The organism is Paenibacillus sp. FSL M8-0212 (genome assembly GCF_038004645.1).
Taxonomy (GTDB): Bacteria; Bacillota; Bacilli; order Paenibacillales; family Paenibacillaceae; genus Paenibacillus.
The window spans coordinates 390,063-415,555 of the sequence record NZ_JBBORP010000001.1 but is presented as its reverse complement, the minus strand read 5'-3'; the positions used below and the strand labels follow the sequence as shown (position 1 = coordinate 415,555).

Genomic DNA, 25,493 nt, shown 5'->3' with positions numbered 1-25,493 from the left:
TTAAAAAGGCCAATTACACTTTCTGAACACAGACTATAGAGATGCATGAAAAGGAAGGATTTATGTGAATAAAAAGGCGATCAAGGCTTGGATTATGTATGATTGGGCCAATTCGGCTTATGCAACAACAGTACTGGCGGCAGTATTGCCCGTATTCTATGCTTCGGTGGCTGCCGCAACACTGGATACGGATACCGCCGCCTCCTACCTGGCTTATACACACTCCATTGGCATGTTGTGCGTAGCTCTGCTAACACCGTTGCTAGGCACGCTGGCTGATTTGTCTGGACGGAAAGGCGACTTCCTGCGTGTATTTGCAATTATAGGCGTCCTTGCCACATTGGGATTCAGCGCAATCGGTGAAGGGGACTGGTTCCTTGCTTCCGCGTTGCTGGTCATATCTACGATTGGTTTTGCGGGTGGTAATACCTTTTACGATGCAATGCTGCCGGATCTGGTACCTGTGGAACGAAGAGACATGATATCCTCCAAAGGTTATGCCTATGGTTATATTGGAGGAGGTTTGCTACTTGCGGTGAACCTGCTGATGATTCAGCAACCGGGCTGGTTTGGGATGAGCAGTACACTGGCAGGCACAAGACTTGCTTTTATCTCCGTCTCGTTGTGGTGGTTATTGTTCTCGATACCAATCTTTCGCCATGCTCCGAGACGGCCTGCATCACCGGATCTGCCCGGAACGTGGACAGGGTATGCTGCGGTGGGCGTGCGCAGACTGCGGCAAACCTTTCGTCAGATGCGGCGTTTTCCCCAGTTAATCCGCATGCTGGTGGCTTTCTGGTTTTTTAATGACGGCATTAATACCATCATTCTGATGGCTACGATCTATGGGACAAGTATAGGCATAGGCACAGCCGACCTGATGCTCGCGCTACTGTTAACCCAGTTCATCGGGTTCCCGTGTACATTGTTACTGGGAGCATGGGCACAGCGTTGGGGAGCAAAGCAGATATTAATTGTTAGCTTATCGGTCTACATATGTATTGTAATTCTCGGTTATTTCATGACACAAGCGATCCACTTCTATGTGCTCGCCGGGTTGGTTGGTGTTGTGCAGGGGGTGAGTCAATCCACAGCGCGTTCCCTATTTAGCAATCTGATGCCGGCAGGCAGAACAGGAGAGTATTTTGGTTTTGTGAATATTACAGGCAAGTTCTCTTCGATCTTTGGTCCATTTGTGTTTGGTTATGTTGGGCAAATAACAGGTTCCACACGTTGGGGTATTCTGTCGTTAATTTTCTTTTTCGTCGCGGGTATTGCCGTATTGTTAACCGTGAAGGTACAGGAGGGAATGCAGGATGCTACACGTGCAGATCAGGAAGAAGAGCGAAATAGTAGCGCTGGAGCTCCTGGGAAAAGTTCAAATGTAAGGTTTACCTGATGGTTGTTCACCCGTTTTCATATTAAGTTTCTCAACGGATTACGTATGGCTTCAGGCATTGTTCATCACAGAACATGTCTGGAGCTTATTCGCGTTTGTGCAATCAGAACATAATTGATCATGAATAAGTGCTTAAATGACAGACAGCAGAATACAGTGAAAGAGTATGAATTTATGAAAAGGTGAAAATAAAAGATTGACATGATACATTTTGTATCATAGAGTAAAACTATAAATACATATTGTATCTGAGAGTTGTCGAATGTAACCATGTGTTTTGCTTCATTCCCGGGTGAACTTCCGACGGAATATTGCAAAATGCTGACCTATAGCGTGCATATTACTCGTTTTGCCAAACACAAAGGTAGAGTCTGGTCTATCCCAGCTACATATTTATACTAATGAACAGAGGAGAGGCTGCCATTGATCGATGCTCAAGGTAACGGACTTGTTTTCTTACTATGTGTTCCCCGCAGTGGTAGTTCCTTATCCACCGTAATGCTGCAAAATCATAGTCGTATATTTGCCACCCAGGAAATGTGGTTTCTGATGAATCTTGTCGATTTGCCCAAGGCTGATTCACGTGCTTATGGTGGTAGCTCCATCATTCGTCAGTTGTACAATGCCATGGTATCCGAGGATGTTTTCGAAAAGGCGTGCAGAAGTTTTGCTCTTGAAATCTACAATGGATTCCTGGAAGGGAGCGGAGCAGACTTCATCGTTGATAAATCTCCACGATACTATTACATGCTGGAATGGCTGGATCGTCTGTTCCCTCAGTCCAAGCGTATTCATCTCCAGCGTAATCCTCTGGCCGTAGCTGCATCATTCAAAAAGGTAAACCGCCACACAGGAGAAGGATTCGACCTGATTCATAGTCTGCAGAGCCCCAAATTAAATATGAAATCCGTAGATCTCACACTTGGGATGCTCCGCTTGAATGATTATTTTGCCAAACCACATCCCAATGCGTATGAATTGCAATATGAACGATTGGTATCCAATCCTCAGGAAGAACTTGAGAAACTATGCGCGTTTCTGGGAATTCGATATGAACAGGGTATGGAGCAGTATGGACAGTTTCTGGACAGTGCCAAGTCTGACATGTTCTACAGTATGGGTGTGGGTGATCCATTCCTCTCTTCGCATCAAGAGGCACATCAGGATTCTGTTAACAACTGGAAAAACATATTAGAACCACATGAAGTTGAACTTTATTGCCGTGTGATGGGGGCAGATCTGTTCCACCGGATGGGATACAGTGAACAGCTGGCAGAAGCCGAACAATGGACGGGTGTACATTATGATGCAAGTCCAGATCAAGAGGTCATTGACCGAATCACGCATCAGTTGACAGCAGCGACCGGTTGCCAGTGGCAACAGCAATACCGAATGCAACCGGCAGATTCTGTCGTTCATGATCCGCTTGGGAATCTTAATGACCAAGTTGCCGAAGAACCGGAAAAGACAGACCCGACGCTAGCTGCACTGGTAACGATCAGACAGCTGCAAGCCGCATTACGGGCAGCAGATCATCGTCTGGAGCGGGGATACAGTGAGCGAGAACGCTTGAAAGTACAGCTGGCTTCTGCTCAAAGCAAAATACAGCGTATCAAATCATGGGTACCATTTGGTCATCAGATCAGCGCCTGGGCTTCACAGCGCAAGATTCTACGGGGAGGCAAGTCATGAGCGCCATAGCAGGAATTGTTCACAACGATGGTCAGCAGGCGCTATGGGAAGACAGCTGGCGCTTGTATGCAAGCCTGGGGCATGTCCCTGCGGATACAACAGGGGTGTGGAAAGGCAATGAGGCGTTCCTCAGCTGTCATGCCCAATGGATTACACCGGAATCGGTTAGCGAGAAATTACCTTTATATGATGAGGAAAGTGGTCTGACGATCACGGCAGATGCCATTCTGGATAATCGGGAACAGTTGGCTGATCAATTACAGATATCCAGAGCTGAACTGGCAATGTTGGCGGATAGTGAACTGATCCTGCGTGCCTATCAGCGCTGGGGAGACGATGTGGCTGTCCGATTGCTGGGGGATTTTGTATTTGCCATATGGGATGAGCGGAATCGCAAGCTGTATGCAGCGAGAGACATTACAGGTATGAGAGCTTTTTATTACCGACATGATGGTTCACGTTTTGCCTTCTGCACACTCATGAATCCGTTGCTCGGGCTTGAAGGGGTACATAAGGAACTTGATGAGACCTGGTTGTCCGAATTCCTTGCCATTCCTGACATGCATGATTCAGCAGATATCAATTCGACCGTATATCGGGGAATAAGCCAGCTGCCTTCTGCACATACACTTGTCTTCCGGGATGGGAGACTGGAGCTGAAGCAATATCATCGCTGGAATGAAGTCGAACCTCTAAGGCTTAAATCCGATGGTGAGTATGTAGAAGCGTTTCGGGAGGTCTTTGGGCAGGCGGTTGGATCACGATTGCGAACGCACAGACAGGTGGCTGCTGCATTAAGTGGCGGACTGGATTCGGGAGCCGTGGTTGGTTTTGCTTCCGGAACACTGAGAAGTCAGGGTAAACGGCTGCAGGCCTATAGTTATGTTCCCGTATCGGATTTTACAGATTATACGTCGAAAACGTTGCTCGCAGACGAACGGCCTTTCATACGTTCAACCATTAATCACGTCGGCAATATCACGGAGAACTACCTTGATTTTGAAGGCAGAAGTCCACTTAGTGAAGTAGATACCTGGCTCGACATTATGGAGATGCCTTATAAATACTTTGAAAATTCGTTCTGGATTCGCGGATTCTATGAAAAAGCGAGCCAGCAAGATGCGGGCATCCTGCTCACAGGCGCACGTGGTAATTTCACCATCTCCTGGGGCCCGGCTCTGGATTATTACGCCAGTCTACTGAAAAGTGGCCGCTGGTATCGCTGGTTCCGTGAGATGCAGCAGTATAGTGAACGGACCGGCATGCCCTTCTCCCGTATAGCCAAGATTACTGGGCGAAAGGCATATCCGGAATGGTTCAAGGCTCAGTCCAAAGGAGCAAGCCAGGCCGCATCCGTGCAGTTGATCCATCCTGATTTTGCGCAAAGAACAGGTGTACTGGAAAGACTCAAATCCATTATTGTTCTGCAGGGCGGTGCCCAGGCTGATGCACTCAAAGTCCGTGCCGAGAAATTCAATAATCTGGCCATTGCGAACAAAAACGGTGCTGTAGCCACAAAATGTTCTCTCCGTTATCGGGCTTGGGAACGTGACCCGACCTCTGACGTCAGAGTCATCCGATTCTGCCTGTCTGTACCGATTGAACAATATGTGAAACACGGGACGGATCGTTCATTGATTCGCCGGGCTACTTCACCGGAGTTGCCTGACAAGGTCAGACTGAATCAACGGGTACGGGGTGTGCAGCCGGCAGATTGGTTACATCGTATCATTCCGAATTGGGATGCCTTTACGGCTGAGTTGCGTGCTTTGTGTTCTGACAGCAAGGTCGCTGGCATATTAAACACGGAGCGTATCAAATCTGCCCTGGCGAACTTTCCGAGTCCGAGACCAGAGCTTGCTTCACATCCAGATCTGCGATTGATGATGCATAGTCTGATTGTCTATCGGTTCATTCGGAAATTCTGAATGAGGGCACATGAAAGGAGGTGAATACGATGCAAATGGAAAAAAAGGAATGGCAAGCACCAGCTCTTGAAGTGTTGGAAGTCAATCAAACGATGGCCGGTACTGGCTACAGACAAATTGACTGGGTAACGGTTCACGATGCGGATCTGTACGATCCAACTTCCTAAGTTGTTAAGTTTTATGAAGTGTCATCATACTTAAAGGGCGGAAATGCAACAAATCCAGCTTTTCGCCTCCGCCCTTATATTGAGCAACATGAATATAAGGGCTTTTTTTTACATTTTATTACGAAGGAGGCGTCGTTCATTGTTGCCTGTGCATTATGTGGCGTATGGTCTACGCTGGTCGAGCCAAATTCGAATGCCTGAACTACAGATCGCACCCAAGGATGCAGAGACTGATTTTGATGTCGTGGATGTGCACATCGAGTCTTTAGATCTGACCCCATTGTGGGAGGATTGGGATGTAGGCAACGACAACTTTGTGGCACGAGAGGGCAGTCTTTTTTTCAAAATCGAAGATACAGGTCTGTTTCTAATGGAGCAAGGAAAGCGTATTGTCGTATCCCCTATACCGGGTGCAGATGAGAAAAAGGTCAGATTATTCATTTTGGGCACATGTATGGCGGTCATTATGATGCAGCGTGGCATTCTTCCATTGCATGGTAGTGCAGTGGTTATTGATGGCTGGGCTTACGCATTTGTCGGACATTCGGGAGCAGGCAAATCGACACTGTCGGCCGCACTGGCATCACGCGGATATCCGCTTCTCACCGATGATGTTGTTGCACTGACCTGGGATGCCGGAGGAAGAGCTATCGTATCACCTGGTTACCCACAACAGAAATTGTGGCAGCCCAGTCTGGATGGTTTCGGCATGAAGGAACAGGATTATGCAACGGTTCACGCAGAGATTACGAAGTATGCGATACCTGTTCAGCACTATTTTCATGAGATGGCCGTACCCCTAGCTGGGATATTCGAACTTGCTCCACAACCAGAGGAGAACCATACATCTGTTCAACTTGTTGAAGTGACGGGGCTAGAACGACTGCATCTGTTATGCTCGCATACGTTCCGTGGTGGACTCGTTGCAAGACAGGGGCTAGCCCAGTGGTTGTTCGAGACGGCTTCAAGACTTTCAGCAAGTGTGGAGATTGGCAGATTGGTCAGAACGGGTGCTGAGTTTACAGCATTTGAGATGGTGGATCGGATCACAGATCATATACGCAAAGGAGTGCATACAGGACAATGACAGCAACTACGCCGATGAATGTGGAAGACCGGGTAACCCGGAAGGAAGGCAATCTGGTCAGTGATATGGGCAGTGAGAAAGTCATGATGAGCATTAGCTCTGGAAAATACTATAATCTGGGGAGTACCGGTGGACGAATCTGGGATCTGATCGCAGAAGAACGCACGCTGGGTGAAGTTGTTGAGGTACTTGCAGCGGAGTATGAGATTGAGCCAGATGTATGTCGTGAGCAGGTGGTGCAATTCCTGGAACATCTGTCCCGTGAAGGTTTAATCGACGTTACTCGCGGAGTGTAGAATCATGTTGCGAAAAATAAAGGTTTATCTCTCGCTCCCGCGGTCGATGCGTCGACTCGTATGGGAGGCCTATATCCTCCTTGGCTGGGCACGCATTCAGAAGGCTATGCCATTTGCCAAAATCGCGCCAGGGCTGGGTACGCCTATGGTAGAAACACCGATGACAGGACTCGAACGCAGCGAGGTCATCACCATACGGAATATTTCCAAAGCGATTTCGCTCGCCAGTAAATATACGTTATGGGAAAGCCGCTGCCTTGTAATGGCGATTGCCGGGATGAAGATGCTTGAGCGACGCAAGATAGAGAGTACGTTATATATGGGGACTGCACGGAATAAGCAAGGACATATGATGGCTCATGCCTGGCTGCGAAGTGGTAAATTGATCGTGACCGGAGCTGATACTATGGACCAATATACGGTTGTCGGTGTGTTTGGCAAACGGTGTCCGGAGAAGGGATCTGGGGAGATTGTCTATGATACATGAAAGTGAACTCTATTCATCAGGGTTTCCGAAGGAGCTTAAGCTGATTTTGAGCATGATTAGAGGTGATCTGACGGCTCTATCCCCTGAAGAATTCAAGGCGGGTTTGCAAGGAACCGATTGGCAGCTCTTTCTGCGGCTTGTCTATCATCACCGCTTATACTCTGTCCTTTATGTGAAAATGAAAGAATTGAACTCTGCAATCATTCCTGCAGATGTTATGGAGAGTCTGAGACAACAATATACGGTCAATACGTTCCGCATGTTACATCTAACAGCTGAAATGGAGCAGGTGTGTGGAGCTTTTCGTGAACGCGGCATCCGCAATATTACACTAAAGGGGCCAGCGCTGGCTCATGATCTCTATGGGGATGTATCCATGCGAACCTCCAAAGATCTGGATATCCTGATTCCTTTGGCTGATGTAGAAGCAGCTGAGAACATTCTGGCTACCCTCGGATACGTATCCAAGGAAGGGGAGCGGGCACCTACAGTGCGCAGCTGGAAATGGCGGGAACATCATATCTGTTACACCCATCCGGTCAAACGGACTCAAGTGGAGATCCATTGGCGTCTGAACCCGGATTCGGGCAAAGAAACCGATTTTGAATTGCTGTGGAAACGTAGCCGGTTCAGTTCATACACACAGACACCTGTCCGTATGCTTGAACAAGAAGATCTATGGGCCTATCTCGTAACCCATGGAGCACGTCATGGCTGGTTCAGACTGCGCTGGTTACTGGATATCGACCAGATGATCCGCAGCATGCCACTTGATGTGAAGAAAGTAGAACGGCGGCTGAAAGCGGAGGGACGTTTATCAATCGGTTCACAGGCTCTTTATCTGGCCTCGGAGCTGCTGAATACGCCGCTGGATGTAGAGTACAGGTCCTTGATGTCCTTGAGTGACCGTACAGGCAAGCGATTAGCCAACGAAGGCGCAAAGTTCATGAACGATATGCTGGAAAGTCCGGCTGATATGAAGTCTTATCAATCGTATCTGTTTAAACTTCGAAGTACAAAACAGAAATGGTTTTTCTTTATTGAACGTTTATATCCGAGTACATGGGATGTGGATCAATTGCCACTTCCGCGTTCTTTGTTTTTTCTGTACTTTCCGTTACGTCCGTTTCTCTGGTTCTGGCGGCGAATTAAAAGGTATACGGTGACGGAAAGGGGTAAAGTATGATCTCGGAATTAAGGTATTTCATGCGAAAGTTGCATCATGTCACGGGGCCCATTTTATATTGGAATCTGCTAGGGATGATCTGTATCAGTCTCATGGAAGGGATCGGCATCTATATGCTTGTTCCGATGCTGAGTCTGATTGGCATATTTGAGATGGGCTCCACAGGCTTAAACATTCCCTGGCTTGGCGACGTATTGAATCGTTTTTCTGAGAATAGCCAATTGTTACTCGTATTGTTCACCTTTGTGTTGATTGTCTCCGGACAGGCCTGGATGCAGCGTCTCCAGACGATCCGTAATACTCGAATCCAGCAGCAATTTGTACGAACGCTGCGCATGGAAACCTATGGTGCCATTATCATGGCGCAATGGTCATTTTTTCTCCAAAAACGAAAATCCGATTTTAACCATATATTAACGACTGAACTTGCACGTGTGAGCCAGGGAACAAGCATTATGCTGCAAATGGCAGCCTCTCTGATCTTTACGGGAATTCAGATTGGTCTCGCTTTCTGGTTATCCGCCAAGTTGACGGCACTTGTGCTGGTCTGTGGATTGTTATTATTTTTTGTCTTGAGAAAATTCGTCAAGCGGGCCAAGCAGATCGGGGACCAGACCTCTGAATTCTCGCAAAGTTATTATAACGGTATTACCGAGCATTTCAACGGCATTAAGGATATTAAGAGCAACATGCTCGAGCGTTCACATATGAACTGGTTTGAGCGTATGTGCAGACAGATAGAACGCAATGTCATTCAGTTTAGCCAATTGAATAGTGGAACACAGCTGATTCACCGGATGTCCGCGGCAATCATTATTGCGGCATTCATCTATCTTTCTCTCCGTGTAATGACGGTGCCTCCAGCAAGTTTGCTGCTCATCATCCTTATCTTTTCCCGATTATGGCCAAGATTTACGGCGATTCAGTCCAATCTGGAGTACATCAGCTCCATGCTGCCTGCATTTCGGGTAGTAAGAGAACTGCAAGCGCAGACGGCGAAGAGTCGTGAGATTAGTGCAGAGATTGCTTCGGCGGAAGACTCTAGTCTTCATAGGATTGAACCAATGATCCTGAAGGAATCTATCACGTGTGAGGATGTCTGCTATCGCTATGAGGGAAGTGATACGTACTCATTGAGAAATGTGCAAGCTTCGATTCCAGCAAGGGGAATGACCGCAATTGTGGGGAAATCCGGAGCAGGAAAGAGCACGCTGATAGATCTGATTATGGGCCTCGTGAGGCCTGAAACTGGTCGTATTCTGATTGACGGTGTTCCTCTGTCAGAAAAACGATTATTGAGCTGGCGAAGTTCCATCGGATATGTCTCCCAAGACCCATTCCTGTTTCATACAAGTATTCGTGAGAATCTGCGTCTGGTTGATCCAAATGCAAGTGAAGAGCAGATGTGGCAGGCTTTGCAATTTTCCTCTTCTGCGGCTTTTGTGAGGAAGCTGCCTCAGGGTCTGGATACGATTATTGGTGATCGGGGTATTCGGCTATCCGGGGGCGAACGTCAGCGATTGGTGCTTGCTCGGGCCATGCTGCGTAATCCTTCGGTCTTGGTACTTGATGAAGCAACAAGTGCGCTCGACAGTGAGAATGAACAGTACATTCATGAGGCGCTGGAACGGCTAAAAGGACATGTGACCATTATCGTGATTGCACACCGATTGTCCACGATTCGGACGGCAGATCGTGTCATTGTGCTTGATGAAGGTCGGGTGATTCAAGAAGGCGGGTACCAGCAGTTATCTACTGATCCGGTAGGGACGTTCAGCAAGCTTCTTAATATGCAAGCGGGTGTTGTGGGGCAGTAAAGTAGGTTATGACATAAAGTAAAGAGGCGCGCCACTATGGGCGCGCCTTTCATGTAAGTAGGTTAGTATAATGAGCAAGAATTAATGGACCAGTTCTGTATTGGAAGGGCGCGGAAGCTGGAGAGCTCCGATCTGTTCCAAATGTTGTACGATCTCTTGCACGGCTTTCTCAATGGAAGATTGCTCCGTATCAATGATGAATGAAGGAGATTTTGGTACATCATAGGGGGCGGAAATGCCTGTGAAATGCGGGATGTCACCGTTGCGAGCTTTTTTATACAGCCCCTTGGGATCACGCCGCTCACATTCTTGAATTGAACAGCGCACATAGATTTCAATGAAATCATCTGGTTCAAATAACTGTCTGACCATCTCCCGATCCTGTTCATGAGGAGAGATAAAAGCTGAAAGTACAAACAACCCGGCATCTACCATTAACTTTGATACTTCACCGATTCGCCGCAGATTTTCTTGACGATCCCCTGCTGTAAAACCGAGATCACGGTTCAGTCCATGACGTACATTATCCCCGTCAAGAACATAACAGCGTACGCCTTGGTCGTAGAGATATTGCTCCAGGGCAAATGCAAGGGATGACTTTCCTGCACCTGATAACCCGGTAAACCATATGGCACGACTCCGGTGCCCATTATGCTTCTCCCGGTCTTGTCTGTTGATGCTGGATGATTGCCAGGTTATATTGCGCTCTTCCTTCGACATGAGTATCCCGCCTTTTCCCTACCATGGTATGTATAATATTTTAACATATTTACAAGATTATAGCACCTTACAGATTTCTTCAAAATAAGCGTGAATCGACAAAATATCGGGTATAGATGTAGTACATACATAAGCATTATGCATATATCCAAGGAGTATTTGCATTGAATGATGCAAATGCCCACAACGCAGGAGGAACAATGTCATGAACGAAAACATACAAAACATACAAGTTGGATTCAAATGCCCGGATTGCCAGCAGGATGTCCGAGCGGAATTTATAGATGAACAGGTCCGCACGGTTCGTTGTAAAGGTTGTGACAGAGCGTATACACTTTTGAAGCCAACCATTGGTGATGAAATTCTACTGGATTGGGAGCAGGAAGCTTTGTACCACAAGCTGAGGGCAGAACGATCTGAATTGGATAATCACAATATGTCCGCCTTGATTATCAAAGTTATCGAGTTGCTTACATGGCGTGATCGGGGAGATGGACAGACCCGTGCCATACAGACCGTGAGGGAATGGCTTGCTTCCAGTGGGAAACCCCAGACCTTACTTGAATTGTTTTATCAATCTCCGCCACAACCTGAAAATAAACGTTTCGATCGCTAATGATTTACATACATTGGCCGTTCCTGTGGCATATTACCTGAAGGTATTCGTGTGTGCAAACGACTAACCGAATTTTTCAGGAACAGGAGCGGATAGAATGAAGCGAATGGTTCTATATATACTGTTGGGACTGTTATCCATCAGTATGGTACCGGCACAGACTGAAGCATCACCGGTTACCGGAGCGTATCACTTTGGCTTCAAAAAAAGTCAAAATGGTCAACTGCCCTCCATTGATCAGGAAGGCTTTAAATCGATCTTACAACATAACGATGCCATTTTCCTGGGGGATACAAAGCAGAAGGAATTGTATCTCACGTTTGATAACGGGTATGAGAATGGATTCACACCTGCCATACTGGATGTTTTGCGTACCAAGAAGGTGCCAGCTGCTTTCTTTGTGACAGGTCATTATCTGAAAGATCAGCCTGAGTTGGTCAAACGTATGGCGGCTGAAGGTCATATTGTCGGTAATCATTCATGGAGTCATCCCGATATGACCCGCATCTCCAATGAAAAACTTAGAGAGGAACTTGAGAAGGTTAAGTCGGAGGTTAATCGGCTGACGGGTCAACAAGCGACCTTTCTACGTCCACCACGAGGGATCTTTAACAATCGCACGCTTGCGGAGAGTCATGCTCAAGGGTATGTGAACGTGTTCTGGTCTGTTGCTTATAAAGATTGGGATACTAATGTGCAGCGTGGTGCACAATATGCTCATCAAGAGGTACTGAAGCAACTTCATCCGGGGGCTGTCATTTTGCTTCATTCGGTATCCAAAGACAACACGGAAGCACTGGCTTCCATTATTGATGAGGCACGTAAGCAAGGTTATGCATTTAAAAGTCTGGATGATTTACGGACCAAAACTTATTGATCCATTATCATAATGAGCAATGGACCAAATGCAGGTCATACAAAAGTTTAGCAAAATATTAAAGGGCATCCTGAGCGATTAAGCTCGGAATGCCCTTTTTGGTTGTATCGGTACGCCCGTCCAAGTATTGGATGTAACCACATACAGATCCAGAAGAAAGGATTGGGTAATACGATCCGATATTACGTGTAATACTATAAAACAGTATTATAGATGATTCCAATCGTTTTCGGGCCGCAGTGACTGCATATTACACATCCAGCAGTGGTTAGTTCCACTCGGGCCCCCGTTTGTTCCTGCAAAGACTTCTGCAAGTCAAGCGCATCCTCTTCAGCCATGGTATGCACAACAATCAGCAGGTCTGGATCGATCTGATCCTTCTGGCTGAGTGTATTATTCAGCATTTGTTCCAGAGCTTTCTCCCGTTTACCGCGCACTTTATAGGCAGGTGCCATCTTGCCATCCGTTACCCGGATGACAGGACGAATCTTCAACAGGCTTCCAATCAGGTTTTGCATGCCCGAACAGCGTCCGCCTTTATGCAGATACTCCAATGTATCGATGACAAACTCCGTGCGTACATTTGATTTCATCGCCTCAATCAGGTGTGTAATCTGAGTCAGGTTTTGTCCTTTATCAGCAGCATGTACAGCTTTCATCACCATCAGCGCAATTCCTGATGAGAGATTCTGTGAGTCAATGACCGAGATTCGACCTTCCGGGAACTCGGAACTCGCTAGTCGTGCATTTTGATAGGTAGAGGAAAGTTCAGAAGATAAGCTGATATATAGAATCTCATCCCCTTGATCTATGTAAGGTTGAAATGCCGTTATGAAATCAGCGGGGGAAGGTGCAGCTGTTTTGGGAAGACGCCCATCTTGGCTGACACGTTCATATAGCTGTTCAGGCTTAATCTCAGCACCGTCTTTCAGTGATTCTTCACCGAACACGACATATAAGGGGATGATACCGATATCGTGCTGCTGGATCCATTCTGGAGCCAGATCACTTGTGCTATCCGCAAAAATTTTGATTCGTGACATGTCAATCTCCTTTGAAAACAATGATTTTGGCAAAAAATATAGATTATACTTATGTGTAAACCCATTCATTTTAATTATAAGGAAACATGACGTTGATGCAAAGCGTTACATCAGCGTCATGCCTACCAAAATAAGTCCAACGAATAACAGAATCATGATTCCATTTAATATGGTTCCGATAATGGCAAAAACTTTCTTTCGATTCTTGAGGACAAGACCAATAATTCCGACGATGCCTCCGGCCAGATTGAGTATCAGGCAGACCAGAATGGCTAATGAAGCCAGAACCACTGCTGGATGCAAGGCTATCTCTTCCGTCTGCAACGGGGTTAGAACTCCGATGGACTCGTTTACAGCCATGGTGGCAATAAAGAATATCAGAATATAACCCAAGATTGCAACCAATCCAATGACAAAGCTGGCGATTCCAGGTCCGGAATGTTTCAGAGGTACCATTGGTTGTCTCTCATGATCTGGTGGGTATGCTTCATACCCATTGTTATTGTATGGATCTGCATGGCCAGGGTTCTGATCCGTGTTGTTATAACCTGAATTATAAGAATCGCGATTATCCATAATGTTGACTTGCCTCCCTTAATCATCGTACTGAGTGTTATTAACCTAATCGATGAGTAATGATTCTCCTTTTAGAGGTTGTTCAAAAAGTCCGCTTTTGATTACGAAAGATGCCTAACGGCATCATCATCATCGAATATGGGATTCACCCGAAATGTCCGTTGCTCACGTAGTTTTCCCTACGCTCCGCTACTCCATTTCTAGCTTCATCCCATCTTCTCGGTACTGAAAACCAATCTTTTTGAACTTGCACTTAAAATACAACGATGACATACCTGTTTACTTTTCCATAAATATCGATAAAAATCAAGGATTTACGCCAGTTTTCTACGATATATTACGATATATAGGGTAGGGATAGGATTAGTAAGTATAAACATACATATGATCTATGAAGCTCCACCCCGACTGGTAAAGAAGAAGTGGATTCGCTACAATAATAGGAGTGAAGTGTAGTTGAATTAAGGGAGAGAACTTACATGCAACGAAGATGGATGATGCTTGGAGCTGTAATGACCATGCTATCGGTGGCGATCGGCGCGTTTGGTGCTCACATGCTCAAGGATACGATTGGGCCCGCGGCCATCGCTACATATGAGACGGGTGTGCAATATCACATGATTCATGCATTGGCTTTGCTCATTATTGGCTTAACGGCTGGTCAACTTGGGGCATCGACGAAATTGAAGTGGGCAGCGCGTCTGTTGTTTATCGGAATTATCGTGTTCTCGGGCAGCCTGTATGTGCTTAGTATTTCTGGCATCAAGATTCTGGGTGCCATCACACCGATTGGTGGGGTAGCCTTCATTGCCGGATGGTTGTTATTGGCATTAGATGTATGGCAGCGAGGTAAGGATCGTTCCTGATCGGTCCATAAAAATCTCGGAAGGTTCAATCCTGCATGAACTATAGAACTAAAAAAGCAACTTGCGTTAGAATGTCCCGTCATTCTAACGCAAGTTGCTTTTTGTTTTAATCCGATGAAGTTAGTTACAGAAACTCATCGATTTCATTGGTTCGGAACGTATACACCTGTTTTTCATCGACATGGTAGATGCTCACAATACTGGTATCTCGATCAAAATTCAGAATACGGCAAGGAATGCTCTGATGTTTACCGTTTTTGTTATTGACAACAATACGGGTGAGTTTATTCTCTTTAATGAGCGTGTCAATCCACGCGTCAAACGAGTTTCCATCGGAAACATTGGATGTTTGGGTGGCAGGCTTTTTCTCGCTAACCGGTTTTTCTTGCTGATTCTGTGTTTTGACTGGAGCAGGTGAGGCAGGTGTCTGAGGTGCAGTGGACGCCTTCTGTGCTGCGTTGGCTTGTGATTTTTTGCGTTCGTTGTGAAGTGTAACGAAAGAGTCCTTCTTGGACTGGAGTGTCGCTTCAATAATTTTGCCTAGCTCTATGCCGGATTGAATCCGAAAGTCCGCAATTTGTTCTTCATTGTTTATGAACTCCAACAGGGACTGCAGTGCCAATGCATTTGAGCGGCTCTTAATAAGTATATCGACATTAAATAAAAAGCCGATGTCCTCTTGATTGGATAAGGTTTCTTTCATTCATCCCAGCCCCGTTAAAAAGTATGTCAGCTCAAAAAAACGCTTCAATTCACTATATCATTAAAAAGGAAATTATCATAGTGCTAGAGACGCAGAAATATGCCGAAACAAATGGGTTAATATTACAAATAAACCTTATTATTCACGTATTTTAGAAGGTGTCCACAAGACAATCCAGAATGAGGAAAACAACATTCGTGAACTGTGGAAGAGAAGGTGGATCGGGAAATTTGTTGACCGATGCAGCCCATTATTGTTGGAGAGCACGTATTGGCATTTACGGAGCAACTACCTTACCTCATTTTGGAGTAGAGTCGCAAAGTGCTGTTACACGTAAATAATGAACCCGTATGAGACAACATTCATCTTATGCCCACTTTAATTGTTTGTACTCTGACGTTTAACAACCGTCTTCTCGTTATTATGTTACAATATGCTCATCACACATTAAGGAATGAAGACCATGCATCAAGAAGACAGTGTATTTGAACAGATTATGAAGCAGAAAAGATTGAAGCCTGTCAAGCCTGAAACTACAAAAGTTGAAGTTAAACCAATACATAAAAAGAAACTAGCTCAGGAGCCATTAAGTGAATTGGATGTCCAGTTCAAAAAGTCGGTAGCTGAATCAATAGACCGCAGTGTACTTCATAGACGAGTACTGGGGATTAGAAGAGATTTAACGGAGATAAGGCGATTAAAGAATGATGAGCATACGTTTTAAGGTAGGCCCAATTCAACTCACCTTGGGTGAGGGGTGCTTTTATTAGTGTTTATTCCCTGCGTTCTAATACCTTCTATCGAATCCCATAGACCCGCTCCTTTTGGCATGGTATAATAATTCCATAATTTAGGAAAAGAGGTCTACATATGAAGAAGTTGGTTTTATCGTTTTTAGTTTTATTATTGTTTGTCGTTTCAACTACATATGAACCAGCAACAGCAGCTACTAAGTATGATTTTAAGAACGTAAATTGGGGTATGACAGTTAATCAGGTTAAAAAGAAAGAAAAATCTAAATTGCTAGATCAATCAAAAATAAAGGATATTTCGTTATTGGAGTACAAAACAACGGGATTCAGAGTCAACGCAAAACTAGTATACATATTCTACAAAAACAAATTAGTACGTGCAGTATACGAGATTTATCCTAATGATTTTAAGAAAACGACTATGGACAGAGTTTATAAATACTTCAGTATAAAACGTGACCTCTTTGACGAATATGATGCTTCAATTAACTTCCAAGATGGTTTAACTCCAAATGGAAAGCGAGTTCATTATGACGATGACATAGAAAAAAATCTACTCTCGGGTGCGGTTGCTTTGGAATGTAATTGGGTAATTGACAAGAAAAAAACCAGTATTAGTTTGATGTTGGCTAGGGTTACTGATGCTGTAAGGCTTAGAGTGATATACACTGATTATAATTTGAAGTATGACCTTGATGAACTTATAGACGCTCAAAAATATTAACGATTATTATGAGAGCTGCCTCATTTCTGAGGTGGCTTTTTATATTTCATTGAAAGCTCAGTTCTACTATCTAAGTCTGCGAAAAGAATTACCATCAATATATTTGAACTGTAATTACCTACATTTTCTCAAACACGGCTGGTGTCCACACGACAATCCAGAATGAGGCATACAATTATCGTGACCTGTGGAAGAGGAGGTGGATCGGGAAATTATGGTGACGATGGAGCCTATTGTAGTTGGAGAACATGTATTGGTTGGGGTAGAAGTCAAGCTGCCCAAAACAACGTTGTTGACCATTAACACATCCAAAGGATATATCATGTGCGGAGCACTCGACGTGGGATTACTTAATGAGAAGCTCGGGGATCGCAAAATTATTGCAGCTCGGGCGGTTGGTGTGCGTACACTGGAGCAATTGTTGCATGCACCTATGGAGTCGGTGACAACAGAAGCCGAGGCCATGGGCATTACGGTTGGTATGACGGGTGTAGAGGCTTTGTTGAAAATGATCTAAGCACTAACAAAGGGCTCCCCATATGGGAAGCCCTTCTTTAGCGTCTTAGCGTTCTAATACAGAGCCGGGCACATCAGTAGCCACTAGCTCTATACACGAACTTTTTCTTGAATACTCTTATTAAATTAAGCTTCTTCCTTCGCGAACAAGGCAGCCAGGTTTTCTTGGAAAGGTGCGCGAACAACACCTTTTTCCGTGATGATAGCTGTTACATATTCGTTAGGCGTTACGTCAAATGCTGGATTGTATACTTTAACACCTTGAGGTGCTGTGCGTTTGCCAAATCCTTCGGTTACTTCCTCCGCAGCACGTTCCTCAATTGGAATCAGGTCGCCGGATGGAGTAGATAAGTCGATAGTCGACAATGGGCTCGCTACATAGAACGGAATATTGTGAGCCTTGGCAAGCACGGCCACGCTGTAGGTTCCGATTTTGTTAGCTACGTCACCGTTCGCTGCAACACGATCAGTTCCGACGATAACGGCTTGAATCCAGCCTTTGGACATCACCATACCTGCCATGTTATCACAGAGCAGCGTAACGTCAATGCCGGCTTGCTGTAACTCAAATGCAGTCAGGCGTGCACCCTGAAGTACAGGACGAGTTTCGTCTGCAAATACTTTCAGGTGAATGCCACGTTCCTGTGCGAGATACATTGGAGCAGTTGCCGTACCGTATTTCGCCGTAGCCAGTCCTCCTGCGTTGCAGTGAGTGAGTACACCCATACCATCTTCGAATAAAGGCAGTGCATTCTCGCCGATCATGCGGCATACTTCTTCGTCTTCCTTCTGAATCAACAGAGCTTCTACTTCAAGAGCATCATTGCCCTCATCCAGGCTCAGGCCGGATTCAACGACCTCATTTGCTTTTTGCATCATGCGATCCAGTGCCCAGAAAAGGTTCACCGCTGTTGGTCGGGAAGTAGCCAGATGAGCACATATGGATTTCACGTGGTCCAACCAACCTTGAACGGTTGTTCCGTCATATGATTTGGCTCCCAATACAACACCAAATGCAGCAGCAATACCAATCGCCGGAGCACCGCGTACTTTCATGGAGTGAATGGATTCCCATACTTCCTCGGGTGTGTACAATTTCAGCATGAGGATGGTCTCGGGCAGCAGACGCTGGTCAAGCATTTCAAGCTTGTCCTTTTTCCAGATGAGAGAGGACAGAGGCTGATATTCAGGGGTTGTTGTCATGGGTGGTTCCTCCGTTCCTTATGTTAAGCCTTAGTAGTAGTAACAGCTGTGGATACAATATCCAGTACTTCGCCGATGGTATTCAAGCGACGATTGTTCTTGATCAATGCTTTACCAATGGACAACGCTTTACGCTGAGCATGTTCACGTTCAGTCGCATTTGGAATAGTATCTATATCCGCCACGTGAGCGAGTCCCACGATACGACGAACCATTTTGGCACCTGCGAAGCCAATGGAATCTCTGAACAATTGTTGCACATACAGATCCTGATACCCTGGCGTTTTTGCCATCGGATCAACGAGGTCATTAACCCAGAGGGCACGGAAACGAGATTCGAATTCAGTCCATACATCACGAACCATATTCAGCAAAAGCGTCTCACGCTCACGCAAAGCAGTCTCATCCTGAATCCATCCTGGCAGGGATGCGTAATTCAAGAGCAGGTTCGCAAGGACTGCACCAACATCGAATCCCATGGGGCCGTAATATGCAAATTCGGGATCGATGACCTTGGTTGATTCAGGTGTAACAAAAATGCTGCCTGTATGCAGATCTCCATGAAGCAGTGCCTGTCCATGTGTCAGGAATTTTTCCCGTAGCAAGGCCACTTCAAGGTGAAGCTCTTCATCCGTGCGAAGGGCTTCAGCCTCGTCTTCAATGGAAGCATCATAATTATTTTTCTCGGCGATCCGGTAGGGTTCATCAAAGATCAGATCCTCCGTTATTTTGCATTGATCCGGATTAATGAATCTGCCCTGTTGTTCCTTCTTCAATTGCTGATCCATGCCCAAGTCGGATGTGAAGAACAGCGTTCTTGCCATGAATTCCCCGATATGCTGTGCAAAAAGAGGATAGGAAACACCTTCGATTAGGCCTTTGCGCATGATCACATGATCACTCAGATCTTCCATAACCGTTAACGCGAGGTCATCATCGTAATGGTACACTTCGGGTACCATCCCTGGACACAGACGATACTCTTCCTGCAGAATCTCACGTTCAATGCGGGCACGTACTAGAGACAGTGGCCATGATTCTCCAACCACTTTCGCATAAGGAAGCGCCTGTTTGATAATGATACTTTTATCGGAGTTCTGATCCGTGATGTGGAAAACCAAATTCAGATTGCCGTCGCCGATCTCGTGACAATCCAGATTTGCATCTGCCGCAAATGGACCCGGTAATGTTCTGGCTAGTTCAACTGCATCCTGGGGGGTAAACGGGCGATATTGGGACAAAGGTGCCACCTCCATATATATGAAGAAACAGGAAAACCCACTTCTTTGCTTGGTATATGTCAGTATATCGGAAATAACGCGTTTTTTGAACTTTTTTTTGAGACAAGCCAAGTCGATCCTGATTCGAACTTCCTGTTCCAGGGTAAAAACAAATAGGCCGGACGGTTGAGAGAAACACCGTTAGCAAGCCTCTCCGCTACATGCGGTGACACATTATTAACTCTCTGTTATGCATTGCGGGACAACCTGCTTATCATGGCATGACAGACTAATTTTAAATAAAGGATGGGATTAATATGGCTACAAAAAACAAAACAGATCAAGCAAAATCGGTGGAACAAGTACTTAATCGTCAGGTAGCTAACCTGAACGTATTGTATGTCAAAATTCATAACTATCACTGGTACGTTAAAGGACCTAACTTCTTCACGTTGCATGTGAAATTCGAAGAGTTCTACAACGAAGTTACAGTGCAAATGGATGAAATCGCAGAGCGTATCCTCACGCTGAAAGGTAGCCCAGCCGCTACAATGAAAGAGTATCTGGAGCTTTCCTCTATCCAGGAAGCAGCAGGTGGCGAAGACGCGAAGACAATGGTGCAAAACCTGATCGAGGACTTCGCTACACTTTCGAATGAATATCAGGAAGGTATCGAAGTTGCAGATGCAGCTGAAGACCAACCGACATCCGATATGCTGACAGGCTTCAAGGCTGACCTTGAGAAACACATGTGGATGCTTCGCTCTTTCCTGGGTTAATACAGCCCAAATTTAATCTAATATAAGTATGTTTCTTACGTAAGCCTTCTGCTCCCCGATTTGTTGTCAGAAATGCCCTTAGCGTCTATACTGCTGACAAGAACGATTGGGAGGGAACCGCTTATGTTAGAACCAACGATGCCGGCTTTAAAAGAATGGGCTTCTGCAATTAAAGCACTGGAAACGGGTCGCCAAATAATGGTGATGCGCAAAGGTGGCATTGTAGAGGAAACCCGACATTTTGAGCTGAAAAGTCCAGCGTTTTATCTGTATCCGACTTATGAACATCAGCGTAAAGAACTGATTAAGTCCTCGGATCAATCCTATGTTGAAGAATCACTGGTCGAATGGGTGCCCGAAGCTTCGACAATCCGTATTACTGCATATGCTGAAGTAACGCAGGATCTGGAGATACGAGATCAGGAGATGCTGGATCGACTTCTTGACTTTCATATGTGGACAGCGGATTTTGCCGAAGACCGTTTGAAATGGAAACGCAAAGATCCGCTCCATGTATTGATTTTACGTGTGTACCTTTTGAAAGAACCGATGGAAATCCCCGTACTGCCTGAATATAACGGTTGCCGTTCATGGATTTCTATTCCGAATGGTCCGGTGCCGCGCGAAATGACGCCGGTGGTGGACGTTGCGGATTTTGACGAACAGGTACAGAAGATTAACGAGATGCTCAAATTGTAAATGGTAACGTTATTTAACGGAGGGACTTGTCCATAATATGGATAAGTCCTTTTTTAGATTAGTGTATAGCAGAGCAGATGACATAAAAGCTTGAATTGCTGTGATTTTTCTCACTGTGCATTTGTGCGTAAGATGTTTTCTGATTTGATTCAATTTGTCTTTTACTATAGAATCAGAAAGAATAAGGTTTCATGCAAGAGACAAAGGTTCTTAGGAAATGACTTGATTATCATTGAGAATCAGTTTAGAATTATTCTAAAGTGTTCTTGCTTTGAAGATTCGAGTACAGGAGAAATTCAGGGGAAGCCCTGTTCAGATATAATAGGCGCTTTTTCGTTTTCGACAGCAAACATCAATTTAATCAATGGAGGGAAACAATACACATGGCTACGAATTTCGTCATTGAAGGTCTGAAAGCGACGATCGAAGGTAAGGAAATCCTGAAAGGCATCAACCTGGAAATGAAAGGTGGAGAAATCCACGCAATCATGGGTCCGAACGGAACAGGTAAATCAACTCTGGCTTCTGCATTGATGGGCCATCCGAAATATGAAGTAACTGACGGTACAATTACACTTGATGGTGAAGATGTATTGGATATGGCAGTAGATGAGCGTGCACGTGCAGGTCTATTCCTGGCTATGCAATACCCAAGTGAAATTGCAGGTGTTACAAACTCCGACTTCTTGCGTAGTGCAATTAACGCACGTCGTGGCGAAGGTAACGAGATCTCCCTGATCAAGTTCATTCGTCAAATGGAAGGTAAAATGAAAGAACTCGACATGAACCCTGAGTTTGCTCACCGTTACCTGAATGAAGGTTTCTCCGGTGGTGAGAAAAAACGTAACGAGATTCTGCAAATGATGCTGCTTGATCCGAAAATCGTAGTACTTGATGAAATTGACTCCGGTCTGGACATCGATGCTTTGAAAATCGTGGCTAACGGTGTAAATGCAATGAAGAGCGAAGATCGTGGTTTCTTGATCATCACTCACTATCAACGCCTGCTTAACTATATTACTCCTGACTACGTACACGTTATGATGCAAGGTCGTATCGTGAAATCTGGCGGACCTGAACTGGCACACCGTCTGGAAGCTGAAGGATATGACTGGGTTAAGGAAGAGCTGGGAATTACAGACGAAACTGTAGGTCAAGAAGCGTAAAGACAAAACGGAGGAGGATTAATCAATGACTACACAAACAATTCTTCCGGTTGAATCTGAAGCGCTTCGCGCCTTGTCGGAAAGCAACAATGAACCCGGCTGGTTGACCGAACAGCGGCTCGAAGCTTTAAAGCTTGCGAGCGGGCTTGCGCTTCCTAAACTGGAAAAACAAAAAATCGAACGCTGGAATGTCAGCGAGTACGGAACATATAAAACAAGTGAAGCTATTTCTTCTTTGACAGAAGTACCTGCTTCTATCAAAGATCTGGTTCAGGATCAAGCGGAAGGCAGTCTGGTTATCCAGCGCAATTCCGGTACGGTATACTCCAAGGTGTCTGCTGATCTGGCAGCAAAAGGAGTTATCTTCACGGATCTGGCTACAGCGGTTCGCGAACATGGCGATCTGGTAAAACAATATCTGAACACAGCAGTTAAAGCGGATGAGCATTCCCTCGCTGCATTACATGCGGCACTTTGGAATGGCGGGGTCTTCCTGTATGTTCCGAAAAATGTCGAAATCGAAGTACCACTGCAAGCAGTGTTGCTTACGGACGACGCATCTGCAACGTTTGCACCTCACGTGCTTGTAGTTGCAGAAGCAAACAGCTCAGTAACTTATGTGGATAACTATGTATCTGGCGAATTGTCCGCACCTGTTTTCCATAATGGTGTTGTGGAAGTATTCGCAAAATCAGGTGCTAAAGTACGTTTCGCATCGGTTCATCAACTGAGTGTGAATGTAACTGATGTTTCATTCCGTCGTGCAGTGTTGGAGAATGATGCTTCCATCGAGTGGATTGTAGGCGAAATGAACAATGGCGACACAGCGAGCAACACGATGACCTTGCTGAAAGGCAATGGATCAAGTTCTGATTCCAAAGTCATCGCTGTAGGTTCCGGTTCACAGAAAATCAACTACACCACAGAAGCTCGTCACTTCGGCAAGAATACACCAAGTCAGATGATTACACGTGCAGTTATGCGTGAAGAAGCTTCTGCAATCATCAACGGGATCACGAAGATTGAGAAAGGCGCTACCAAAGCCGATGGACAGCAGACAGAGAAAGTGTTGATGCTGAGCCCTAAAGCACGTGGAGACGCCAACCCAATCCTTCTGATTGATGAGGATGATGTAACAGCAGGTCACGCGGCTTCTGTTGGTCAAGTCAATGCCGAGCAGATTCATTACTTGATGTCGCGCGGAATTAACCGTACGGATGCCGAACGCCTGATCATCTATGGCTTCCTGGCTCCGGTGGTGGCGGATATTCCTTTGGAAGCACTGCGCACCCAATTGCAGTCCCTGATTGAGAAGAAGCTGGGACAATGAACCCGTCCATTCGCGAGCAGTTCCCGATCCTCCACCAGGAAATTAACGGACACCCGCTCGTATATTTAGATAGTGCTGCGACTTCACAGAAGCCTCGTGCTGTGATCGAAGCAGTCAAACATTATTATGAGTATGAGAACTCCAACGTACATCGCGGTGTTCATACTCTTGGAAGCCGTGCAACAGACGCTTACGAAGGCGCACGTGAGAAGGTAGCCAAGTTTATCAATGCCCGCCGTACACAGGAGATTATCTTTACCCGCGGGACAACGACAGCCCTGAATCTGGTGGCTTCATCTTATGCCCGCGCCAATTGCAAAGAAGGCGATGAAATTGTTATCACGCAAATGGAGCACCATAGTAATCTGATTCCTTGGCAGCAGGTTGCCAAGGAGACAGGTGCAACATTGAAATACATCCCGCTTCAGCCTGATGGTCACATTGAATTGGCTGATGTTGAGAAGACGATTACAAACAATACTAAAATTGTAGCGATCGCTTATGTATCCAATGTTATGGGGCTGATCCATCCTGTGAAACAAATTGCTGAAATTGCACACCGCAATGGTGCTGTCATCGTTGTTGATGGCGCACAAAGTACACCTCACATGAAGGTGGACGTTCAAGATCTGGATTGTGATTTCTATGCATTATCCGGTCATAAAATGTGCGGACCAACCGGAATCGGTGCACTCTACGGCAAAAAGGCGCTGCTGGAGTCCATGGAACCCATTGAGTTCGGCGGTGAAATGATTGATGATGTGGGTCTGTACGAATCCAACTGGAAAGAGCTTCCCTGGAAGTTCGAGGGTGGAACCCCGATTATCGCAGGTGCGGTAGGGTTGGGAGCTGCCATTGATTTTCTGGAGCAGATTGGTATGGATGAGATCGCACATCATGAGAGTGTGCTGGCAGCTTATGCAACAGAACGACTGGCCGAGATCGATGGGTTAACCATCTTTGGCCCAGCGAAGCGGCATGTGGGTGTCGTTACCTTTAATCTGGGGGATGTTCATCCGCATGATGTGGCAACCGTTCTGGATGCGAGTGGCGTAGCCATTCGTGCCGGACACCATTGCTGTCAACCGCTAATGCGCTGGCTTGAAGTTAGCTCAACAGCTCGTGCCAGCTTCTATCTATACAATAACGAACAAGATGTAGATCGGCTTGTCAGCGCCTTAATCCAGACAAAGGAGTATTTTGGCGATGCAACTTGATGATCTGTACAGACGTGTTATAATGGACCACTACAAAAACCCGCGGAACCGCGGAACTTTTGATAATGACGCTGTCACGGTGAATTTGAACAATCCAACGTGCGGCGACCGGATTTCACTGCAAATTTTGCTGAAAGACGGAATCGTTCAGGAAGCCAAATATACGGGTGAAGGCTGCTCCATCAGCATGTCCTCTGCATCAATGATGACGGAGGCTGTCAAAGGCAAAACGATGGAACAGGCACTCGATATCGCTAACCGTTTTTCCTCACTGATGAAAGGTGAAGAAGTCGATTTCGACGATTATGAAGATCTCGAAGCCCTATCCGGTGTGAACAAGTTCCCTGCACGCATCAAATGTGCCACTCTGGCCTGGAATGCATTACGCAAAGGGATTGACGAAGAGAACAAAGTACAATAACGATAG

At 45.8% G+C, this 25,493-nt stretch carries 27 protein-coding genes; 21 read left to right on the top strand and 6 right to left on the bottom strand.

Going from position 1 to position 25,493, the window contains the following annotated elements:
• Nucleotides 1-64 precede the first annotated feature (64 nt).
• The 9 genes from MKX68_RS01800 to MKX68_RS01760 all read left to right on the top strand — a co-directional run bounded on the left by MKX68_RS01800 (nt 65) and on the right by MKX68_RS01760 (nt 10,059).
• Nucleotides 65-1,399: an MFS transporter gene (locus MKX68_RS01800; protein WP_340908635.1), complete on the top strand. Its 1,335-nt coding sequence runs from the start codon at nt 65-67 to the stop codon at nt 1,397-1,399.
• 423 nt (nt 1,400-1,822) lie between these two features.
• A complete protein-coding gene (locus tag MKX68_RS01795; protein WP_340908633.1) occupies nt 1,823-3,091 on the top strand; it encodes a sulfotransferase family protein in 1,269 nt (422 codons plus the stop codon).
• Nucleotides 3,088-5,019: an asparagine synthase-related protein gene (locus tag MKX68_RS01790; RefSeq protein WP_340908631.1), complete on the top strand. Its 1,932-nt coding sequence runs from the start codon at nt 3,088-3,090 to the stop codon at nt 5,017-5,019. Before MKX68_RS01795 ends, MKX68_RS01790 begins: the two co-directional genes overlap by 4 nt.
• 29 nt (nt 5,020-5,048) lie before the next feature.
• Nucleotides 5,049-5,186: a paeninodin family lasso peptide gene (locus tag MKX68_RS01785; RefSeq protein ID WP_017689562.1), complete on the top strand. Its 138-nt coding sequence runs from the start codon at nt 5,049-5,051 to the stop codon at nt 5,184-5,186.
• A 139-nt stretch (nt 5,187-5,325) separates the two neighbouring features.
• The gene (locus MKX68_RS01780) at nt 5,326-6,273 is read left to right on the top strand and encodes an aldolase (protein ID WP_340908629.1); all 948 of its coding nucleotides are present in this window, start codon (nt 5,326-5,328) and stop codon (nt 6,271-6,273) included.
• Complete coding sequence (locus MKX68_RS01775; protein ID WP_017689560.1) at nt 6,270-6,569, top strand: lasso peptide biosynthesis PqqD family chaperone; 300 nt, start codon at nt 6,270-6,272, stop codon at nt 6,567-6,569. Before MKX68_RS01780 ends, MKX68_RS01775 begins: the two co-directional genes overlap by 4 nt.
• Nucleotides 6,570-6,573: 4 nt before the next feature.
• Nucleotides 6,574-7,056 (top strand): lasso peptide biosynthesis B2 protein, encoded by a 483-nt coding sequence (locus tag MKX68_RS01770; RefSeq protein ID WP_074094340.1) that lies wholly within the window; start codon nt 6,574-6,576, stop codon nt 7,054-7,056.
• Nucleotides 7,057-7,108: 52 nt separating this feature from the next.
• Nucleotides 7,109-8,242 (top strand): nucleotidyltransferase domain-containing protein, encoded by a 1,134-nt coding sequence (locus MKX68_RS01765; RefSeq protein WP_340915246.1) that lies wholly within the window; start codon nt 7,109-7,111, stop codon nt 8,240-8,242.
• Nucleotides 8,242-10,059: an ABC transporter ATP-binding protein gene (locus MKX68_RS01760; RefSeq protein ID WP_340915244.1), complete on the top strand. Its 1,818-nt coding sequence runs from the start codon at nt 8,242-8,244 to the stop codon at nt 10,057-10,059. Before MKX68_RS01765 ends, MKX68_RS01760 begins: the two co-directional genes overlap by 1 nt.
• A gap of 81 nt (nt 10,060-10,140) precedes the next feature.
• Here the strand turns inward: MKX68_RS01760 and cysC are convergent, their stop codons facing one another.
• Nucleotides 10,141-10,779, bottom strand: coding sequence for an adenylyl-sulfate kinase (gene cysC / locus MKX68_RS01755; RefSeq protein WP_338593081.1), 639 nt, complete (start codon nt 10,777-10,779; stop codon nt 10,141-10,143).
• Between the two features lie 205 nt (nt 10,780-10,984).
• Here cysC and MKX68_RS01750 point away from each other — a divergent pair, with 205 nt between their 5' ends.
• Together MKX68_RS01750 and pdaA are read left to right on the top strand one after the other, a co-directional pair.
• Nucleotides 10,985-11,395 (top strand): hypothetical protein, encoded by a 411-nt coding sequence (locus MKX68_RS01750; RefSeq protein WP_338593084.1) that lies wholly within the window; start codon nt 10,985-10,987, stop codon nt 11,393-11,395.
• A gap of 97 nt (nt 11,396-11,492) precedes the next feature.
• Nucleotides 11,493-12,272 carry a delta-lactam-biosynthetic de-N-acetylase gene (pdaA, locus tag MKX68_RS01745; protein WP_340908624.1) on the top strand — a complete coding sequence of 260 codons (780 nt, stop codon included), beginning with the start codon at nt 11,493-11,495 and terminating at the stop codon, nt 12,270-12,272.
• A 194-nt stretch (nt 12,273-12,466) separates the two neighbouring features.
• Here pdaA and MKX68_RS01740 read toward each other — a convergent pair whose 3' ends face one another.
• The gene (locus tag MKX68_RS01740; RefSeq protein WP_339784901.1) at nt 12,467-13,315 is read right to left on the bottom strand and encodes a DegV family protein; all 849 of its coding nucleotides are present in this window, start codon (nt 13,313-13,315) and stop codon (nt 12,467-12,469) included.
• A 105-nt stretch (nt 13,316-13,420) separates the two neighbouring features.
• A complete protein-coding gene (locus tag MKX68_RS01735) occupies nt 13,421-13,891 on the bottom strand; it encodes a hypothetical protein (protein ID WP_340908622.1) in 471 nt (156 codons plus the stop codon).
• Nucleotides 13,892-14,370: 479 nt separating this feature from the next.
• Between MKX68_RS01735 and MKX68_RS01730 the strand changes: the two genes are divergently transcribed.
• On the top strand, nt 14,371-14,757 hold the full coding sequence (locus tag MKX68_RS01730) for a DUF423 domain-containing protein (protein ID WP_017689551.1): 387 nt from the start codon (nt 14,371-14,373) through the stop codon (nt 14,755-14,757).
• Nucleotides 14,758-14,881: 124 nt separating this feature from the next.
• Here the strand turns inward: MKX68_RS01730 and MKX68_RS01725 are convergent, their stop codons facing one another.
• The gene (locus MKX68_RS01725; RefSeq protein WP_339784898.1) at nt 14,882-15,460 is read right to left on the bottom strand and encodes a hypothetical protein; all 579 of its coding nucleotides are present in this window, start codon (nt 15,458-15,460) and stop codon (nt 14,882-14,884) included.
• 463 nt (nt 15,461-15,923) lie between these two features.
• Here MKX68_RS01725 and MKX68_RS01720 point away from each other — a divergent pair, with 463 nt between their 5' ends.
• The 3 genes from MKX68_RS01720 (at nt 15,924) to MKX68_RS01710 (ending at nt 17,453) form a co-directional block, all read left to right on the top strand.
• On the top strand, nt 15,924-16,184 hold the full coding sequence (locus tag MKX68_RS01720) for a hypothetical protein (protein WP_340908620.1): 261 nt from the start codon (nt 15,924-15,926) through the stop codon (nt 16,182-16,184).
• Nucleotides 16,185-16,330: 146 nt separating this feature from the next.
• On the top strand, nt 16,331-16,936 hold the full coding sequence (locus MKX68_RS01715; RefSeq protein WP_074094349.1) for a hypothetical protein: 606 nt from the start codon (nt 16,331-16,333) through the stop codon (nt 16,934-16,936).
• 214 nt (nt 16,937-17,150) lie between these two features.
• Nucleotides 17,151-17,453, top strand: a complete 303-nt coding sequence (locus MKX68_RS01710) for a YunC family protein (RefSeq protein ID WP_017689545.1) — start codon at nt 17,151-17,153, stop codon at nt 17,451-17,453.
• Nucleotides 17,454-17,578: 125 nt separating this feature from the next.
• Here the strand turns inward: MKX68_RS01710 and mtnA are convergent, their stop codons facing one another.
• Both mtnA and mtnK read right to left on the bottom strand, forming a co-directional pair.
• Complete coding sequence (gene mtnA, locus MKX68_RS01705; RefSeq protein ID WP_340908616.1) at nt 17,579-18,655, bottom strand: S-methyl-5-thioribose-1-phosphate isomerase; 1,077 nt, start codon at nt 18,653-18,655, stop codon at nt 17,579-17,581.
• A 23-nt stretch (nt 18,656-18,678) separates the two neighbouring features.
• Nucleotides 18,679-19,896 (bottom strand): S-methyl-5-thioribose kinase, encoded by a 1,218-nt coding sequence (mtnK, locus tag MKX68_RS01700; RefSeq protein ID WP_340915242.1) that lies wholly within the window; start codon nt 19,894-19,896, stop codon nt 18,679-18,681.
• Nucleotides 19,897-20,192: 296 nt separating this feature from the next.
• On the opposite strand from mtnK, the gene MKX68_RS01695 reads away from it, so the two are divergent.
• The 6 genes from MKX68_RS01695 to sufU all read left to right on the top strand — a co-directional run bounded on the left by MKX68_RS01695 (nt 20,193) and on the right by sufU (nt 25,487).
• Nucleotides 20,193-20,654 carry a Dps family protein gene (locus MKX68_RS01695; RefSeq protein WP_017689542.1) on the top strand — a complete coding sequence of 154 codons (462 nt, stop codon included), beginning with the start codon at nt 20,193-20,195 and terminating at the stop codon, nt 20,652-20,654.
• A gap of 123 nt (nt 20,655-20,777) precedes the next feature.
• Nucleotides 20,778-21,353 (top strand): DUF1802 family protein, encoded by a 576-nt coding sequence (locus tag MKX68_RS01690; protein ID WP_340908613.1) that lies wholly within the window; start codon nt 20,778-20,780, stop codon nt 21,351-21,353.
• A gap of 383 nt (nt 21,354-21,736) precedes the next feature.
• On the top strand, nt 21,737-22,519 hold the full coding sequence (gene sufC / locus MKX68_RS01685) for a Fe-S cluster assembly ATPase SufC (RefSeq protein WP_062833524.1): 783 nt from the start codon (nt 21,737-21,739) through the stop codon (nt 22,517-22,519).
• Between the two features lie 25 nt (nt 22,520-22,544).
• Nucleotides 22,545-23,849: a Fe-S cluster assembly protein SufD gene (gene sufD / locus MKX68_RS01680; protein ID WP_340908608.1), complete on the top strand. Its 1,305-nt coding sequence runs from the start codon at nt 22,545-22,547 to the stop codon at nt 23,847-23,849.
• Nucleotides 23,846-25,066, top strand: coding sequence for a cysteine desulfurase (locus MKX68_RS01675; RefSeq protein ID WP_340908606.1), 1,221 nt, complete (start codon nt 23,846-23,848; stop codon nt 25,064-25,066). The genes sufD and MKX68_RS01675 overlap by 4 nt, the downstream gene beginning before the upstream one ends.
• Entirely contained in the window at nt 25,056-25,487 is a 432-nt protein-coding gene (gene sufU / locus MKX68_RS01670; RefSeq protein WP_017689537.1) for a Fe-S cluster assembly sulfur transfer protein SufU, read from the top strand. Before MKX68_RS01675 ends, sufU begins: the two co-directional genes overlap by 11 nt.
• Nucleotides 25,488-25,493 lie beyond the last annotated feature (6 nt).